The organism is Enterococcus sp. AZ149, from assembly GCF_051714285.1.
GTDB lineage: Bacteria > Bacillota > Bacilli > Lactobacillales > Enterococcaceae > Enterococcus_D > Enterococcus_D entomosocium.
Genome location: NZ_JBIORO010000001.1, coordinates 141531 through 157553, shown reverse-complemented (window position 1 = coordinate 157553; position 16023 = coordinate 141531). Strand labels below are relative to the sequence as shown.

Genomic DNA, 16023 nt, shown 5'->3' with positions numbered 1-16023 from the left:
AACCGCTTTTTTCAGCTATACTTCTTGCGAGGTGATCAGATGCCAAAATACCAAGAAATTGCCAATATTTTACGCACACGTATCAAAAACAAAACGTATCCGCCTGACAGCTTACTGCCGAATCAAACTGATTTAGTCGAAGAATTCGGAGTCAGCCGGATGACCGTCAAAAAAGCCATCGGTATTTTAGCCATGGAAGGACTGGTTTATTCTCAGCGGGGCGCTGGAACAAAAATATTGAACCACCCATTCTTAAAAAAAGACACCACTGCTTTAACGGTCTATGAAGGCTTGTCAACAGAAATGGGCAAAGCTGGCCGCAAGCTAGTCAGTCAGGTCATCGATTTTCAAGTCGAATTTCCTGACCAAACGATCCAAGAAAAGTTGATGTTGACGGAAGAACAGCCGATCTATAGTATTGTCCGCTTGCGGATTCTTGAAGACCAGCCGTTTATTTTAGAATATACCTATATGCCGGTCCATTTGGTGCCCAATTTAACTCGTGGCCATTTAGAAAGTTCTATCTATCGTTATGTCAAAGAGGAACTAGGGGTCCAGTTTGCTGGGGCCTACCGCACCATCGCCGCTGATAAAAGTACCGCGTACGATCAACAGTATTTGGACTGTAAAGCCGATGATCCGGTCTTAGAGATCGAACAGATCGTCTATCAGAAAAATGGCTCACCTATCGAATTTTCCCGTAGTCGCAACCGTTATGACGTGCGGGCCTACTCTTATTTAGATGTCCAGCACTAAAAAGACCTATCCACGGTTTTCTTCCATCAGAAACCGTGGGCAGGTCTTTTTGTTGTTGCATTCGTTGCTTCGTTTATTTTTTTGCTGAGGGTTGGAATCGTTTCAGCCGCAAGGCATTTAATAAAACGGATACCGAGCTGAAGCTCATGGCCGCCCCGGCGATCATTGGATTGAGCAAGGGGCCGCCGAAAAGATGCAACACACCCATTGCGACAGGAATGCCTAAGACGTTATAAGCAAAAGCCCAGAAAAGATTTTCTTTGATGTTTTTGATGGTTGCCCGACTTAACTCGATCGCTGATGGGACGTCCATCAGATCGCTGCGCATCAGTACGATGTCTGCCGATTCGATGGCGACATCGGTACCAGAGCCAATCGCGATCCCTACATCGGCTTGGGCTAACGCCGGCGCATCATTGATCCCGTCACCTACCATCGCAACCTTTTGGCCTTTGGCTTGCAGGCCGGCTACTTTGGCGGCTTTATCTTCTGGCAAGACGTCACTGATTACTTCATCGATACCGACTTGTTTGGCGATGGCTTGGGCTGTCCGAGCATTGTCGCCCGTGATCATCGCTACGTACAAGCCCATTTGATGCAACCGCTCAATGGCTTTTCGACTGCTTTCTTTGATAGTATCTGCCACAGCGATGATCCCGATCGCTTCGCCGTCTTTGGCAACATACATCGGTGTTTTCCCTTCGTGAGCCAATTGTTGGGCTTGCTCGATCAGGCCATCGATGGCAACGTTTTGTTTTTCCAGCCATTTCTGGTTGCCTAATAGGACTGGACTGCCAGCAATCGTGCCTTGAATCCCATGCCCCGGAATCGCTTCAAACCCGTCAACTTCTTGCAGGGCAAGGGCTTGCTTGCGGGCTTCGATCACAATGGCTTCGCCTAATGGATGTTCTGAGCCTTTTTCAACAGAAGCCGCCAGTTGCAGCAATTCCGTCGGCGTGTGGTTGCCGGCAGGCAGGAGATCGGTTACGACTGGTTTGCCTTCTGTGATCGTGCCGGTTTTATCAAAGACGATCGTCGTCACGTTTCTAGCTGTTTCTAACGCATCGCCGCTTTTGATCAAGACGCCATTTTCTGCCCCTTTGCCCGCACCCACCATGATGGCGGTCGGTGTCGCTAATCCTAAGGCACACGGGCAAGCAATCACTAATACAGAAATCGTAATGGTCAATGAGAAGATCCAGGTTTCTTGTCCTAAGAAAAACCAGGCAAGTCCTGCAAAAACCGCCAAGACCATGACGATCGGGACAAACACACCCGAAACTTTGTCAGCCATGCGGGCAATCGGCGCTTTGGAGCCTTGGGCATTTTCTACTAACTGAATGATTTGCGCCAACGTTGAATCTTCTCCCACATTGGTGGCTTCGTATTGAAACGAGCCATTTTTGTTGATACTGGCGCCGATCACCCGATCACCGACTTGTTTTTCGATAGGTAAGCTTTCTCCGGTGATCATTGATTCATCGATGGCAGAGCGTCCTTGGGTAACGATCCCATCCACAGGAATCTTTTCACCAGGTCGTACGACTAAGATATCGCCGGCTGCGACTTCTTCAATACCCACTTCGACTTCTTCGGCTTGATTCCCGCTGCCGCGAAGCACACGGGCTTTTTTCGGTGCGAGATCCAACAACTTCTTGATGGCTTCGGAGGTTTTGCCCTTTGAGACCGACTCAAGGTATTTTCCTAAGGTCACTAATGCCAAAATAACGGCGGCCGTTTCATAGTACAAGTGCATCGCATAGTGGGTCGTGCCCAGGTAGACCATCACGGTCCCATAAATACTATAAAAGAAGGCAGCACTGGTTCCCAATGCGACGAGGGAATCCATGTTAGGATGGCCTTTCCAAAGCGCTTTGAAACCAGCAATGTAAAAGGCGCGACCGAGGACCATCACCGGTAAGACTAAAATCAATTGAGTGGTAACGAAATTGACTGGATAGGCCATTGGATCTAAAAAGCCAGGGATCGGCAAACCGATCATTTCCCCCATCGTCAAATAGAACAAGGGGATCGTAAAGAGCGCCGAAAGCCAAAACCGTTGCCATAAAGCACGAATCTCTGCCTGTTTTGAATCCGCCTTGTCGGCAGAAGCGGTCGGCAGCTGTGCGTCATAGCCCGCCTCTTTCACGGCAGCTGCGATCTTCACGGCGGTCACTTGATCTTGTTGATAGCTGACCGTCAGTTTTTCTGTCGCCAGATTGACGGAGGCTTGCTCCACACCCGCTAATTTTTGGACAGCTTTTTCTACTGTTTGGGCACAAGACGCACAGGTCATGCCCGAGATGGCAAAGGTCTCTTGTCTTTGAGAGCCGATCAGTTGATAGCCCGCTGCTTTGATGGCCTCAGCGAGTGTTTCTTCGGTGAGCTGCTGCTCATCATAACGAATATGTAATTTTTCAGTAGCCAAATTGACAGCTGCTTGGTCGACCCCCGCCAGCTTGCTGACTGTTTTTTCGACTGTCTGGGAACAAGACGCACAGGTCATCCCTTTTACCCCATAATTCTTTTCGATCATTGTTTCCTTCCTCCTTGCTTGCTATGCAAACCCATTCACCTTTTATGTTTACAGTTGTAATCTTCTTCTACTTTACAATTATCGTTTACACTTGTCAACGATAATACTCAAAAAAAGGACGTTCTCCTTTGAAGCGGCCCAAAAAGCGAGACTTTTGGTCTACCTTTGGGCGGTCGCTACAGGTGGAACGTACTTTTTTCTAAGAAACGATCACTGCCGTTGCAGGGGTCGTTTCGCTTATTCAGGTATTGGCTTTAGGAGGCTAGCACTCTTGCCCGTTGGTTTTGATCAGTTCTTGGTACCAGTAGAAGCTGTCTTTCTTGTAGCGTGCCAGTGACCCTTCTTGGGTTTCATCTTGGTCGACATAGACAAAGCCATAGCGTTTTTGGTAGCCGTTCAACCAGCTTAGCAAATCAGTGAAGGACCAGGTGCAATAGCCAAGAACTTCCGCGCCGTCGCTGATCGCTTCTTTGATGGCATGGACATGCCCTGCTAAATAATCGATGCGGTATTGGTCATGGATTTGGTGATCGTCTGTTAGTTTATCGTATTCACCAAGTCCGTTTTCCGTAATGATCACAGGCACCCGATAACGGCTAGTGATTCGGCGTAAAGCGATCCGCAGCCCTTGAGGATCGATCTCCCAATCCCAATTCGTCCGTTCCACAAATGGATTTTCAGCTTTTTTGAACATTCCTGGTGTCCCGGTTTCTTCGGAGCTACCTTTTTTCCCAGTGGTGTTCATTTTACCGGCACCGACACCATCTAATGGATTGTAGGCATTCGTTGCTGTTTGGTAATAGTTGATCCCTAAGAAATCTGGTTTTGCTGAACGCAGCAAGTCCATATCTCCTGGTTCGATCGTTGGTGCGATCCCTTGCTCGTTCAAGTAATTCATTGCAGCAATCGGGTATTCGCCCCATAGATAGACGTCTAACCAATAATGCGCCATCAAGTCTTCGGCGTTTTCAGCTGCCAAAATATTTTTCGGGTCGCTGTTGATTGGGTAGTTTGGTGAATAGGCGAAACTTGGTCCGATTTTCCCTGGGATTTTCATCTCATGGAACTTGTTGATCACCGACGCATTTGCCAAATTAGCGATATGATTGACTTCATACATCCGTTTAGGATCGGTCACTCCTGGTGGATGGGCAGCTAAAAGATAGCCTAAAGAAGTAAAGATATTTTGTTCATTCAAGCTGACCCAATAGTGAACTTTGCCGCGAAAGGCTTCAAATAATACGGCCGCATAGTTGGTGAAATCTTCAATGATTTTGCGAGATTCCCAGCCGCCGTATTCTTCTTGCAACGTACGTGGCAGATCCCAATGGTACAAGGTCACCATCGGTTCAATCCCTGCTTTAATCAGCTCATCGATCAATGCTAAATAAAAGTCTAACCCTGCTTGATTGACTTCTCCTCGTCCTTCTGGAAAAATCCGTGTCCATGCAATGGAAAAACGATAGGTTTTCAATCCTTGTTCTTTCATCAAGGCAACATCTTCTTTGAAGCGGTGGTAATGGTCGACCGCGACATCTCCGTTCGTTGCTTTAAAGGTTTTGCCTGGAATGCGGACAAAATCGTCCCAAACTGAAGCGCCTTTGCCGTCTTCTTGCCATGCGCCCTCTACTTGATAGGCTGCTGATGCTGAACCCCATAAGAAATCGTTGGGGAATTCTTTTAGTTGTTTATGATCCAATTGTTTCCCTTCTTTCTGTTTGATGATACCCCTTTCTTAAGTATACCGATAATTGCCTGATTTGTCATAAGAAGATTTTTTACCTGTGCCAAGAAAGCCGATGGCACGCAAAAAACATCCGTGCAAGCAGTGGGTTACTCCTTGTACGGATGCGGACTAGCTATGGATCATGCGTCAAATTGTGCCTGATAGAGTGCGGCATAACGCCCCTCTTTGGCTACTAACTCTTCGTGGGTCCCTTGCTCTACGATATTGCCCTGTTCCACCACGAGGATCGTGTCGGCATGTCGAATCGTGGACAAGCGATGAGCGATCACAAAGGAGGTTTTGCCTTTCATCAATTTGGTCATCGCTGCTTGGATCAGCAGCTCCGTTTGCGTGTCGACATTCGATGTGGCTTCATCAAGAATCAGCAGATCGGCATCTAAGAGCATTGCTCGCGCAATCGTCAATAGTTGTTTTTGCCCTTGTGAAATACCGGTCCCGTCTTCAGAAATCAAAGTATCATAGCCTTTTGGCAGGCTCATAATAAAGTCATGGATATGGGCGGCTTGTGCAGCAGCTTGGACTTCTGCCATCGTCGCATTCGCCTTGCCGTAGGCCAAATTTTCAAAAATCGTTCCCGTGAACAGCCACGTGTCTTGCAGCACCATCGCATAGCTTTGCCGTAAGCTGCGGCGTGTCGCTTGGCGGATATTTTTGCCGTCTAACCGAATCGCTCCTTGGTCAGGGTCATAAAACCGCATCAAGAGGTTCACGATGGTGGTTTTCCCGGCTCCGGTTGGTCCGACGATCGCGACCAAGCTGCCAGCTGGTACTTGCAGCGAAAGGTCTTTGATGATGGGCTGCTGTGCTTGATAGCCGAAGGTCACATGGTCAAAGGCGACCTCACCAGACACCTCGTGGTATTCGTAGGCTTCAGGAACATCAGAAACTTCCGGTTCTTCATCCAGCAAACGGAAGATCCGTTCTGCCGCCGCCAATGCCGATTGCAAATCACTGAAGATGTTGGCTAACTCATTGATTGGTCCTGAGAATTTTCTGGAGTAAAGAACAAAGGAAGAAACATTCCCTAATGTCAGATGACCGAACAAAAACAGCAAGGCGCCAAACATACTGATCAAGGACAACGACAGATTGTTGATAAAGTTGATGGAAGGACCAGTCATACTACCGTAGTACTCGGCATTGTAATAGGCATCCACCGCTTCTTGGTTTTTTTCGTCAAAACGGCTGATGATCGCTTCTTCTTGGTTATACAGCTTGATCGTTTGCTGACCAGAAATAATCTCTTCCACAAAGCCGTTCAGCTCGCCTAATTTGCGGGACCGATGGCGAAACAATGGTTGAAATTTGCTCATCAAAAAGCGAGTCAAAAAGATCGAAGCAGGGACCGTTACGACAAAAATCAGCACTAGCAATGGCGAAATCAAAACCATCATTACAAACGAACCAATGATCGTCACAAGACTGCTGAGAACTTGAATGGCATCGCTGGCCAATGACGTATTGATGGTATCGACGTCATAACTGATGCGGCTGATGATATCCCCAGTGGCGACCCGGTCAAAATACCCCACTGGCAGTTCGGTGATTTTATCAAAAATCGCCTTGCGCATCGCTGCCACCACCCGCTGACTCAAGCGGATCATCATCAGAGAAATCAGATAACTAAGAAGGGAAGACGCAAGATAAAACAGCAGCATCAGCCCACAATAAAAGAAGACTCGGTCAAAAATGACCTTGCCGGGACCCGGTTGAATGGCATCAATGGCGTACCCGGAAAGCAACGGTCCCACCAAGGCGAAGATGTTGCTGACCATCATTAAAATAGCGGCTGCCAACAGGAGTCCTTTGTACTCGTAGAGATAGCTCCACAAACGGCGGAGTGTTTTCTTGCTATCCTGCGGTTTTTCCGTTTTTTTCTTCGGCATCATAGGCACCTCCTGTCTGACCTTGATAAATGGCTTGGTAGATCGCATTATCTGCTAGTAATTCTTGGTGACTGCCAAAACCGTTCATTTGACCATTTTCCAGTACCAAAATTTTGTCGGCATGCTGGATCGAACTGATCCGCTGCGCGATCAAGATCGTCGTCGTCTGTTGAAACTGCTGTTTCAGGACCTTGCGCAACTGAGCGTCGGTCCGATAATCTAGCGCACTGGCGGAGTCATCCAAAATCAAAATTTCCGGATCCCCCGCCAATGCCCGCGATAACAAGACCCGCTGCTTTTGACCGCCGCTTAAATTGCTGCCTTTGGCATGCAGTGGATGAGCTAAGCGCTTGGGTAGTTGATTGATAAACTCCTTGGCTTGGGCGCGAGCCGCCGCTTCTTCGATCTGCTCTTTGGAAAACCGCCGGCCAAAAGCGATATTTTCTTCGATCGTTTCCGCAAAAAGCACGTCTTTTTGTAAGACGACACCGAATAACTGATGCAGCTCCGTCGGATCGATGGAGCGAATGTCGCGACCAGCGATGCGAATCATGCCCTTCGTTGGGTCATAGAGCCGCAGCAGTAGTTTGACGATCGTTGATTTTCCACTACCAGTCGCACCGATGATCCCTAAGGTTTCTCCCGGCTGCAAGGAAAAATCGATGTCTTTCAGCACCCGAGTGCCATTAGGATAGGTGAAGGAAACTTTTTCAAAAACGATATGCGCCGACTCTTCTTTGACAGGCGCCTCAATGACTTGCATATTTTGCGGCAGGCGCAAGACGGATTGGATCCGATCGGCAGAAGCCAGCCCCTTCGACACGATTACAAAGATGCGAGTGATACTGAGCATGGCATTCAAAATGATCGTAAAATAGGTCAAAAAGGCAATGATGACCCCTGGTTGGGTCAACCCTTGATTGACGCGAAAGGCACTGACGACGATCACCAATGTCAACCCGATATTCAAAAAGAGGTCCATCAGAGGTGGTGTCGCAGCCATGGTTCGATTAGCAGTGGTTTCCGCAGCTACTACGTCTTGATTGACGTGGTCAAAGCGCTTTTTCTCGTAATCTGCTTTAGACAAGGCCTTGATCACCCGAGCCCCAGTTACATTTTCTCGGACAGTCCGCACCAACACATCCACTTGCTTTTGCAATGAGGCAAACAAGGGGATCCCCCGTTTTGAGATCGTGACTGCCGCCACTAAAGTGAAGGGCAAGACGCCTACTAAGACCAGTGTCAAAACGGGATCTAATGTAGCAGTGATCATGATCCCCCCTAATAACAGAATCGGGGCACGAATCCCCATCCGCTGGATCATCCCTACCGTTTGATGGATGTTGTAAGTGTCTGTCGTCAAGCGAGACACCAAGGAAGGAATCCCGACTTCTTCGACTTGCGGAATCGACAGATAGGAAACTTTTTCAAATAAATCATGGCGAATACTACCGGTGGTATCGCGAGCAACACTAGAGGCCATCCGATTGGCGATGATATTGGTGACAACTGCGATGATGGAGCAGACCACCATCGCCCCGCCCCAAGCAAAAATCGCTGATACTTGCTTCGTGGGAATCACAGAATCGATGATATACGCCAAAATCCAAGGCAATAGCAAGTCCATCAATGACCCGAAGAATTTGATGCTGACGCCAAGGGAGATGCGCCCGATATAGGGTTTTAAATATTGAGCCAAAAGATTCATTCCATCGCCTCAGCTTTCGCTAAAAGCCGTTGGGAATTTTCTTTGACGATTTCCAGATCGGCGATCAACTGCTGCTGTTGGGCAGCAGAAAAACCTGCTACGACTTGTTCATTCCAGCTTTGAAGCAGCTGTTGGATCTTTGGTTGGACGACAAGTGCTTTTTCGGTTGGATAAACCAGTAATTGTCGTTTGTCGGTGGGACTGCTGGCTCTAGTGACAAATCCTCGTTCTTCTAAGATCGCTAGTTGACGGGCAACATTGCTTTTATTAACAAAAATCTTCTTGGCTAAGGCTTCTTGACTGATCCCCGGTTGACGGCAAATGTTTAAGATATAGGTATGATGCATCCCACCTAAACCAAATTTTTTCAGTTCTTTTTCCCGATAAAGGGTGGCGAGACGGGCAATATGATTGATTGAGCGGATAATGGCTTCCATGAGCACTCCTGCCTTTCTTGGTTCTTCAAAGTGTCTTATCTATTATAAGGAATAATTGTTGCGCACGCAACGATTATTGTTTCTCTCGGAAAAAAATAGGTACACTGTTGCTGATCAACAAAAAAAGAACTTCAGCCCTCTCGCTGAAGTTCTTTTCTGATTCATTTTATTCAGATTCTTTCAATAAAGCTTGTACGACCTTACGACGACGATACAGCTGTCTTGTTTTCCAGCTGATAAAGCCGATGAGTAAAGCGAGCCAAGAAATGATCGTCAGCCATAAAGCTCCGTCGAAAAACCAAGGTGCGTCATAGTCAACGACTAAGACATTCTCCCCTGCTTGCTGTTGGACAGAAACGGCACCAATGGCACTCAAAGAGACATCTTTCTCAGTTAGTGGCTGCTGATTGAGGGTCAATTCAGTATAGCGGTAATTGATGATCGGTAACGCCTTCCACGTCTCTTGATCACCTTGCCAACGTAAAGTAAGTTTCCCGTTTTCTACGGTTTTTGCCACGGTATCATTTTTTTCAATGATTTCTTCCCCGTACAAATTGTACTTGTTCTTCTTGGTCTCTTGATAGAGGGGCAGATAATCTGGGGTAGAACGTTGATACAGCGCTAATGCTAAGGACTTGTCTTTACTAAAATAGGCTTCCTTCAATTGCGCTTCAGATTCCGCCGAGAGATAGGTGTGGTTTCGCAGTGAAACTGCCGCTTCATCGGAGTGCCAGTCCTGCATTTTGACCGTGTTTTGGATCAGGATTTGACCAACACTCAAAACTAAAACGAGGACGAACCAACGCGGATTTGCCAATGGCTTGCCCCGATAATAAGGAACCAGCAGGCACAAACCGACTAAGATCAAAATCGTGGCCGGAACAAAGAACCGAAAAGGGAATTGTAGTAAATTGATCACACCATTGTCCAGACTGCCTAGCCATTGCCAAGGAATAGCGTTCGATGATAAAACGAAAAAGACCGCTGCCGCTGCTGTCATTAATTTGAAGCCGCCGGATAGACGAGGCCATACACGAATCGCACCGCAAAAGAACAAGGCACATAAGATTGGCAGCAGGTACGGAGTCGTCCACCAATAGCTGCTGGTTCCAGTAATGGTATTGTTCTGCATGTTGCGATTCACAAAAGGCGCGATCAACGTGTTACTCGTATAGAGATCCAACATCCCTAACCAAATATTGGCGGTTAACAGTAAGAAGATCCCGATCGCTCCTGCTAAGCGCAGCACCAATTGTCGTTTTTCTTCGCCGGAAGTTCCAACAAAAAAGGCGCGTAAGAAAAAGGGCACATATAAGAGCACTAACAAGATGCTTGAAAACACATGGATTTGAAATAAGACCGCCACGGAAACCCCTACCGCAAAAGGCCGCAACCGTTTATGTTCCCCTAGTGCGATCAGTGGAATCAGACACAGCGGTAACACGGCTGCTCCCCAAGCAGAAAAGCCCTGCCGCTCAATCCAATACTGGACAGAATAGGTCGCCATAAACAGGATGCTCATCCCCACTGACAGCCAGCCATTGACTCGTAGTTTCTTTAATAAGCCAAACATCGAAAACCCTGCTAGCAGATAGAGCAGCCCATTGGCGAGCAGTTGGTAGGAAAACCACGAAGGACTCAGCAAGACCAGCAGACCTTGGAAATAGGCAAAAAAGGGACCGTATAATGCATTGACGATACGAGCAGATTGCTGAAACCCGTAGATAGAAAGAAAATATTGAAAATTGCCCTCTTTGATCTGCTGGCTGGTCTCATAAAAACGATTGAAGTGAAAGACCACATCAGAGCCCAAAATCATGCCTTGGCCTAAGATCTGCGGTAATAAAAAAACACCACTCATTGCAATCAGAATCACCACTTGCCAGAAAAGCGGCTTTTGTACTATTTTTTGTTTCAAAAAAAAACCTCCTTGCACCTTTTCGGTACGCTCATAAAAAGAGTACCAGATAGGGACGAGGAGGGGAAAAAGAAAGCTTAGTGAAAAGGGATACATGGTAAAAATTTAACCAATTACTAAACTTTTCTAGGTTTTAGGTGGTCGTTTCTTTGCTTTTTCTCAAATTTATTGGGTGATCGTTTGCCAGCTTTCCAGTAGTTCGCTTAAAAGTGGGACGACCGTTTCTGCAGGGGCTGCCTCTTTTTGGACATTGGCACTGACCAGCTGATCGTACATATAGCCATAAAGCTGATCGAGATCTTCAGCAATAGCGCCGCCTTGCTCACGGTCTAAAGAGACCCGTAATTCCAATAAAATATTCTGCGCCTTGACAAATTGCTGATGGGCTTGGCTCAACTCTTCTTTTTCCAATGCGATCACTGCTAATTTGATGTTTTTGATGGCTGCTTGCAACAGCATTTCAATCAGTTTGTTGGGGGAGGCACTCATTACTTGGTTCTGCAGATAGTTGTTTTGCATTTTTTGATAATTCATCTTTTTTTCCTCACTATAAATCAAATTCGACGAAGGCGGCACTGTCTTCTTGCTGCAAATACGTTTTGACAAGATTGTTTTTGCGGTTCAAACGCCCCAATTCTTGTTTGATCTCTTGCTGCTGGGCTTTGACCTGCTCTAGGAACGCTTGATACGCTTGGATCACTTGTTGCGCCAATGCACTGGTTTGTGGACTATGGCTCTGTTCTTCTGCTTGCATGGCTGCTATGACCGCTGCATTGGCTGCCATCAAACGACCGGCTTCTTCGCTGTCGCCGCGCCATTTTGCAAACCCAGTTAAAATCTGATTCAAACGTTCATCTAATGATACGTGTGGCTCCATAGGTTGTTTCCTTTCTTGTTGACGAGGGTTTCTTATGCGAATGAAAAAATGACTGCTTTAATCGGCTATCCTGCCTAGTTTGACGTATTGGCAAACTGATTGCTTAGGTAACTCAGCTGATTTTCAGCCTCCATCATCACGGAGTCTAATTTGGTAAACATTGTGATGTAACGCTCTTTTTTCATTGCTAAAATATCATCAAACCGTGTAATCTGTTTGTTCAAATCCTTGATGGTACTGTCATAGGTCGCAGATTTGGTGGCAATGATCCCTTTATTGGCTGAAGTATTGACGACATAGCTGTTGGCTAATTCTTTTAGCGCTAATGTATAGCCGGTCTCTTTCGTACTCGCAGTGCCATCGGCTTCTTTGGTTTTCGTACTTGCATAAAAGAAGGACTTCACAGCAGCGGGATCTTCCGCTAGGGCTTCTTTTAACTTGGTCGTATCCAGTCCCAATGTACCATCATTATCGACGGTGGAGATGCCTAGCTTATTAGCAGTCAGCTTTGAGCCGCTGACGGCTGGAATGGTGATCAAATTTCGCAATTGAGTCTGTAGACGGGTCAACGCACTGTCTCCCACCAAGGTCCCCGTCTTGTTGTTTTCACTACTAGGATCTCCCACGGTCAAATTATCGCCGATAAAACTCATCAAGCTATTGTATTGATCCACTAATCCTTGTACTGCATCAACGACTTTCGAAGTATCATTGGCTAAAGAAAGCGTCACATGCTCCTCGCTTTTTTTCGCTAACGTCAGCGTGACACCATCGATAACATCCGTCACACTATTGCTGTCGCGGGTGATCTCCATGCCGTCTAGTTCAAAAATAGCCGGTTGGCCTTGCGTCGTAGCCGCAGTTGAACCGATCCCTAATCCTTCGGCGGCATTGCCGTCGATCAAGAAGTTTTTGTCGCCCATTTTCGTATTCGTTAAAATCAAACGGTTATCCACGATGCTCGCTGCAACGAAGGTCGTCTTGCTTTGGCCATTGATCTTAGCTGCCACATCTTTTAAGCTGTCTTCGGCAGTGATCTCGATCGAAGCGGTGATCGGTTTGCCATCTTCATCGACTTCCGAACTGGTCAATGAGAGCTGACCACTGACATTTAGGGCCGTTTTGCTGCTTTGAGCTACTTGACTCCCCGTCACCTTCGTGGCTGTTGCTAGTTGGTTGACTTTTAGATCATAGGTGCCTTCTGGGGCTTCCGTTGTTCCTGCAATTGAAGCGATACTACTATTGGTGGTCGTCGCTTTTTTTGTTTGATAAGCATCATCTTTTTGTAACGCATCGACTTTTGACAAAAAGTTAGTCAAGCGAGTGCTGATATCACTCCATGCCGTTTTTTGTGCTTTAAGCGACGTGATTTTATTCTCAGCACGGGTCTTATTGATCGCATCTGCCGCCAATAATTTTTCAATATCTTCTGAAGTCACGCCAGAATAACTCCCTAGCGTTGTACTGATTCCTGAACTGCTGGTTACACTTGCCATAGTTTCATCCCTTTCGATCGACCGCAATGCCCATGTCATCCCATATTTTTCCAATCACATCTAGCATGTTGGCTGGTGGGATCTCTTTGATCACTTCGTTGGTCTGCATATCCACTAAACGCACCATCGTACGCCCTGTGCGCTCATGTACTTCATAAGCCAATTTCATATCTTTGCCAAGTAGTCGCTGATTCACTTCCTCCACGGAGGCTGCGATCTTGTGCTGATCGGCTACTGAAAAATAGTGGATCGGCGGTTCAGTGACCACTGTCCGTTCCTTTTTCTCCGCCATTTTCCCCTCTTGGTGTTGCGGCTGAAGGTTGGCGGTCTCTGGATCTAGGGATTCGATCGGACGTGCTTTAGCGACCGACGCAACGGCTTCGATCGGGTGTATTCCTGACATTGGCTGAATATCCATCAGAGCTTCCTCATTTCTAAGCGTTTTTGTGCTGCTATGTAAAACACAAGAACTGCGCTTCCCCTAGGCAGTCCTTGTGTCAGTGGTTCACTTGATCAAAAATTATCCTTGTAACAAGCTCAATACGCTGTTAGGCATTGAGTTTGCTTGTGCCAACATTGAAGTTGCTGCTTGAGAAAGGATGTTGCTCTTCGTAAAGCTCATCATTTCTTGGGCCATATCAACGTCACGGATACGTGAGTTTGCTTCAGATAGGTTTTCTTGTGTTGTACCTAAGTTGTTGATTGTGTGTTCTAGACGGTTTTGCGCCGCACCAAGATCCGCACGTTGTGCAGAAACTGCTTTGATCGCTTCATCGATTTTCGTGATTGGGTTGTTTTCAACGCTGACAGTTGCCGCTGCTGCTTTGCCTTCATCAGAAGCGGTAAATGTTGCTAAAGCATCATCGTATGTTTTTTGAGCTGTTGCTTTTGCTGTATCATCCGCAGCTGTATCGATGGCTGTTTGTAATTCAGCAACTGTTTTACCAGCTGCCGCATCAACTGTGCCGTCCGCTGCATATTTTGTTGTAGCATCTGCTTTGAAGGCAGTCGCTACTGCTTTATCTTTTGCTGCAGCAACAGCTTTGGCGTCGCTTGTGTCAATGGCTTGTGTTAAATCTAAGCCTTTTACTTTCAATGCAGATGAGCTCATGTTGTTGATTGAAACGCCCATTGTTTGGTTTGCGTTGGCACCGATTTGGAAAGTGAATGATTTCGCATCATCGCCTTCACCAGTTAACAAGCTTTTTGTATTGAATTCAGTGGTATTGCTGATACGATCGATTTCATCAGACAATGCGGTGTATTCTTTGTTGATCGCACTGCGGTCGTCATCACTTAACGTACCGTTTGAACTTTGAACCGCAAGGTCACGCATACGGCCTAAGATGCTGTGGGTTTCATTTAATGCACCTTCTGCTGTTTGGATCAATGAGATACCATCTTGTGCATTGCTTTTTGCTTGTGACAAACCGCCGATTTGGCCTTTCATTTTTTCAGAAATTGCTAAGCCAGCTGCGTCGTCCCCAGCTTTGTTGATGCGTAAGCCTGAAGATAATTTAGACAAAGAATTGCTTTTAGAAGCATTTGCTGCCGTTAGGCGTGAGTAAGTATTCAATGCTGAAACGTTTGTATTGATTCTCATGTGTAGTTCCTCCTAATTTTTATTCGCTAAGGTTTCCCTCTGCTACTATTTATCGGAAGAAACCGTTCAGGGTTAAGCCTTTTTCCAAAAAAAAATAAAAAACTTTTGCTCCCAGCAAAGAACAAAAGTTTTTTGGGTTAATTTAAATAATCTAGAATGGACATCTGCATGATCTTTGTTCCCATTGCTAATGTTGAGCGGTAGGCAGTCATTTGATTTTGATATTCCATATACTTTTCCGCAATATCGACGTCTTGTTTGTTAGACAGTGTTTCGGTCAAGTTCAGCTTTTCCGTCTCATTTCGATCAGCTGCAGCCTCCAAGCGATTGTAGAGGGTGCCGATCTGCGCCCGTACATTCACCACATTAGTGGCATGCTGGTCATGAGCAGTTAAAAGCTCGCCCCCTAAGGCATCTTTATCATCACTGCGCAACGCAGACAATAAATCATTGAAGTAGGTGCTTAAATTTTGGGGATCCGTAGCGGTGCCCGTCTCGTTCATCAGTCGATCACCGCTGGCTAACAGATCCACCGAGACCCCGTTTGCGATTTCTCGGGGCAAGTCTTCACTGGTGCCATTGTATTTGATACCGACGATGGCGTCATTTTCTTTGACGATCTCAAAAGGCGCCGTCGTCGTATTCGTTCCGCTAAATAAATAGCGGCCATCAAAGTTGGTATTTAATGATTCAACGATGCCTTCGATCTCTTGCTCGATCTCTGAACGATTTGCGCCTAATTCCTCACTGCCGGCTGTCGCATTGGCAGAAGATTGAACCAATGAGCGAATCCGCAGCATCGAGGTACTGACGCTTTCTAAAGCAGAATCTTGGGCTTTTGTCCAAGAAATACTGTCTTTGATCGTATTATTGTAGGTTTTGTTTTGATTTAACGACACATTGAGATCCATGATTTTTGAAACCAGCAGTGGATTATCCGAGGACTTGCTGACTTCTTTCAAGCTCGATAGCTGATTCAACGTGGATTGGACTTTGGAGGCGTTGGTTCCTAGATTTCGTAAAAAATCATTGTAGGTGATTGAATTGGAAATACGCATG

13 protein-coding genes are annotated in these 16023 nt (G+C 46.5%); 1 reads left to right on the top strand and 12 read right to left on the bottom strand.

From position 1 onward, the window contains the following. Positions 1-39 precede the first annotated feature (39 nt). Positions 40-756: a GntR family transcriptional regulator gene (locus tag IGI94_RS00735; protein WP_005226669.1), complete on the top strand. Its 717-nt coding sequence runs from the start codon at positions 40-42 to the stop codon at positions 754-756. Between the two features lie 73 nt (positions 757-829). Here the strand turns inward: IGI94_RS00735 and IGI94_RS00730 are convergent, their stop codons facing one another. From IGI94_RS00730 to flgL, 12 genes are all read right to left on the bottom strand, one after another. Next, a complete protein-coding gene (locus IGI94_RS00730; RefSeq protein ID WP_438899301.1) occupies positions 830-3292 on the bottom strand; it encodes a heavy metal translocating P-type ATPase in 2463 nt (820 codons plus the stop codon). Between the two features lie 262 nt (positions 3293-3554). Further along, positions 3555-4991, bottom strand: a complete 1437-nt coding sequence (locus tag IGI94_RS00725) for a glycoside hydrolase family 1 protein (protein ID WP_005232733.1) — start codon at positions 4989-4991, stop codon at positions 3555-3557. Between the two features lie 167 nt (positions 4992-5158). Next, positions 5159-6925, bottom strand: a complete 1767-nt coding sequence (locus IGI94_RS00720) for an ABC transporter ATP-binding protein (RefSeq protein WP_438899300.1) — start codon at positions 6923-6925, stop codon at positions 5159-5161. After that, positions 6891-8633, bottom strand: coding sequence for an ABC transporter ATP-binding protein (locus IGI94_RS00715; protein WP_194187819.1), 1743 nt, complete (start codon positions 8631-8633; stop codon positions 6891-6893). The genes IGI94_RS00720 and IGI94_RS00715 overlap by 35 nt, the downstream gene beginning before the upstream one ends. Beyond that, entirely contained in the window at positions 8630-9070 is a 441-nt protein-coding gene (locus tag IGI94_RS00710; protein ID WP_008376562.1) for a MarR family winged helix-turn-helix transcriptional regulator, read from the bottom strand. Before IGI94_RS00710 ends, IGI94_RS00715 begins: the two co-directional genes overlap by 4 nt. 166 nt (positions 9071-9236) lie before the next feature. Further along, positions 9237-10988 carry a hypothetical protein gene (locus IGI94_RS00705; protein WP_139959974.1) on the bottom strand — a complete coding sequence of 584 codons (1752 nt, stop codon included), beginning with the start codon at positions 10986-10988 and terminating at the stop codon, positions 9237-9239. 165 nt (positions 10989-11153) lie between these two features. Then, positions 11154-11522 (bottom strand): flagellar export chaperone FliS, encoded by a 369-nt coding sequence (gene fliS, locus IGI94_RS00700; RefSeq protein ID WP_008376567.1) that lies wholly within the window; start codon positions 11520-11522, stop codon positions 11154-11156. Between the two features lie 13 nt (positions 11523-11535). Continuing rightward, positions 11536-11865, bottom strand: a complete 330-nt coding sequence (locus IGI94_RS00695) for a hypothetical protein (RefSeq protein WP_086316749.1) — start codon at positions 11863-11865, stop codon at positions 11536-11538. 74 nt (positions 11866-11939) lie between these two features. Continuing rightward, positions 11940-13361 carry a flagellar filament capping protein FliD gene (gene fliD / locus IGI94_RS00690; protein ID WP_016611598.1) on the bottom strand — a complete coding sequence of 474 codons (1422 nt, stop codon included), beginning with the start codon at positions 13359-13361 and terminating at the stop codon, positions 11940-11942. Positions 13362-13365: 4 nt separating this feature from the next. Next, positions 13366-13779 carry a flagellar protein FlaG gene (locus IGI94_RS00685; protein ID WP_016611599.1) on the bottom strand — a complete coding sequence of 138 codons (414 nt, stop codon included), beginning with the start codon at positions 13777-13779 and terminating at the stop codon, positions 13366-13368. A 102-nt stretch (positions 13780-13881) separates the two neighbouring features. After that, a complete protein-coding gene (locus IGI94_RS00680) occupies positions 13882-14964 on the bottom strand; it encodes a flagellin N-terminal helical domain-containing protein (RefSeq protein WP_008376575.1) in 1083 nt (360 codons plus the stop codon). 137 nt (positions 14965-15101) lie between these two features. Continuing rightward, on the bottom strand, positions 15102-16022 hold the full coding sequence (flgL, locus tag IGI94_RS00675; RefSeq protein ID WP_016619541.1) for a flagellar hook-associated protein FlgL: 921 nt from the start codon (positions 16020-16022) through the stop codon (positions 15102-15104). Between the last annotated feature and the right edge of the window lies 1 nt (position 16023).

Bases quoted from the DNA above. Each gene is read 5' to 3' on its own strand.
- IGI94_RS00735 (WP_005226669.1), top strand. From the start codon at position 40: ATGCCAAAATACCAAGAAATTGCCAATATTTTACGCACACGTATCAAA.
- IGI94_RS00730 (WP_438899301.1), bottom strand. From the start codon at position 3,292: ATGATCGAAAAGAATTATGGGGTAAAAGGGATGACCTGTGCGTCTTGT.
- IGI94_RS00720 (WP_438899300.1), bottom strand. From the start codon at position 6,925: ATGCCGAAGAAAAAAACGGAAAAACCGCAGGATAGCAAGAAAACACTC.
- IGI94_RS00715 (WP_194187819.1), bottom strand. From the start codon at position 8,633: ATGAATCTTTTGGCTCAATATTTAAAACCCTATATCGGGCGCATCTCC.
- IGI94_RS00710 (WP_008376562.1), bottom strand. From the start codon at position 9,070: ATGGAAGCCATTATCCGCTCAATCAATCATATTGCCCGTCTCGCCACC.
- fliS (WP_008376567.1), bottom strand. From the start codon at position 11,522: ATGAATTATCAAAAAATGCAAAACAACTATCTGCAGAACCAAGTAATG.
- IGI94_RS00695 (WP_086316749.1), bottom strand. From the start codon at position 11,865: ATGGAGCCACACGTATCATTAGATGAACGTTTGAATCAGATTTTAACT.
- fliD (WP_016611598.1), bottom strand. From the start codon at position 13,361: ATGGCAAGTGTAACCAGCAGTTCAGGAATCAGTACAACGCTAGGGAGT.
- IGI94_RS00685 (WP_016611599.1), bottom strand. From the start codon at position 13,779: ATGGATATTCAGCCAATGTCAGGAATACACCCGATCGAAGCCGTTGCG.
- IGI94_RS00680 (WP_008376575.1), bottom strand. From the start codon at position 14,964: ATGAGAATCAATACAAACGTTTCAGCATTGAATACTTACTCACGCCTA.
- flgL (WP_016619541.1), bottom strand. From the start codon at position 16,022: ATGCGTATTTCCAATTCAATCACCTACAATGATTTTTTACGAAATCTA.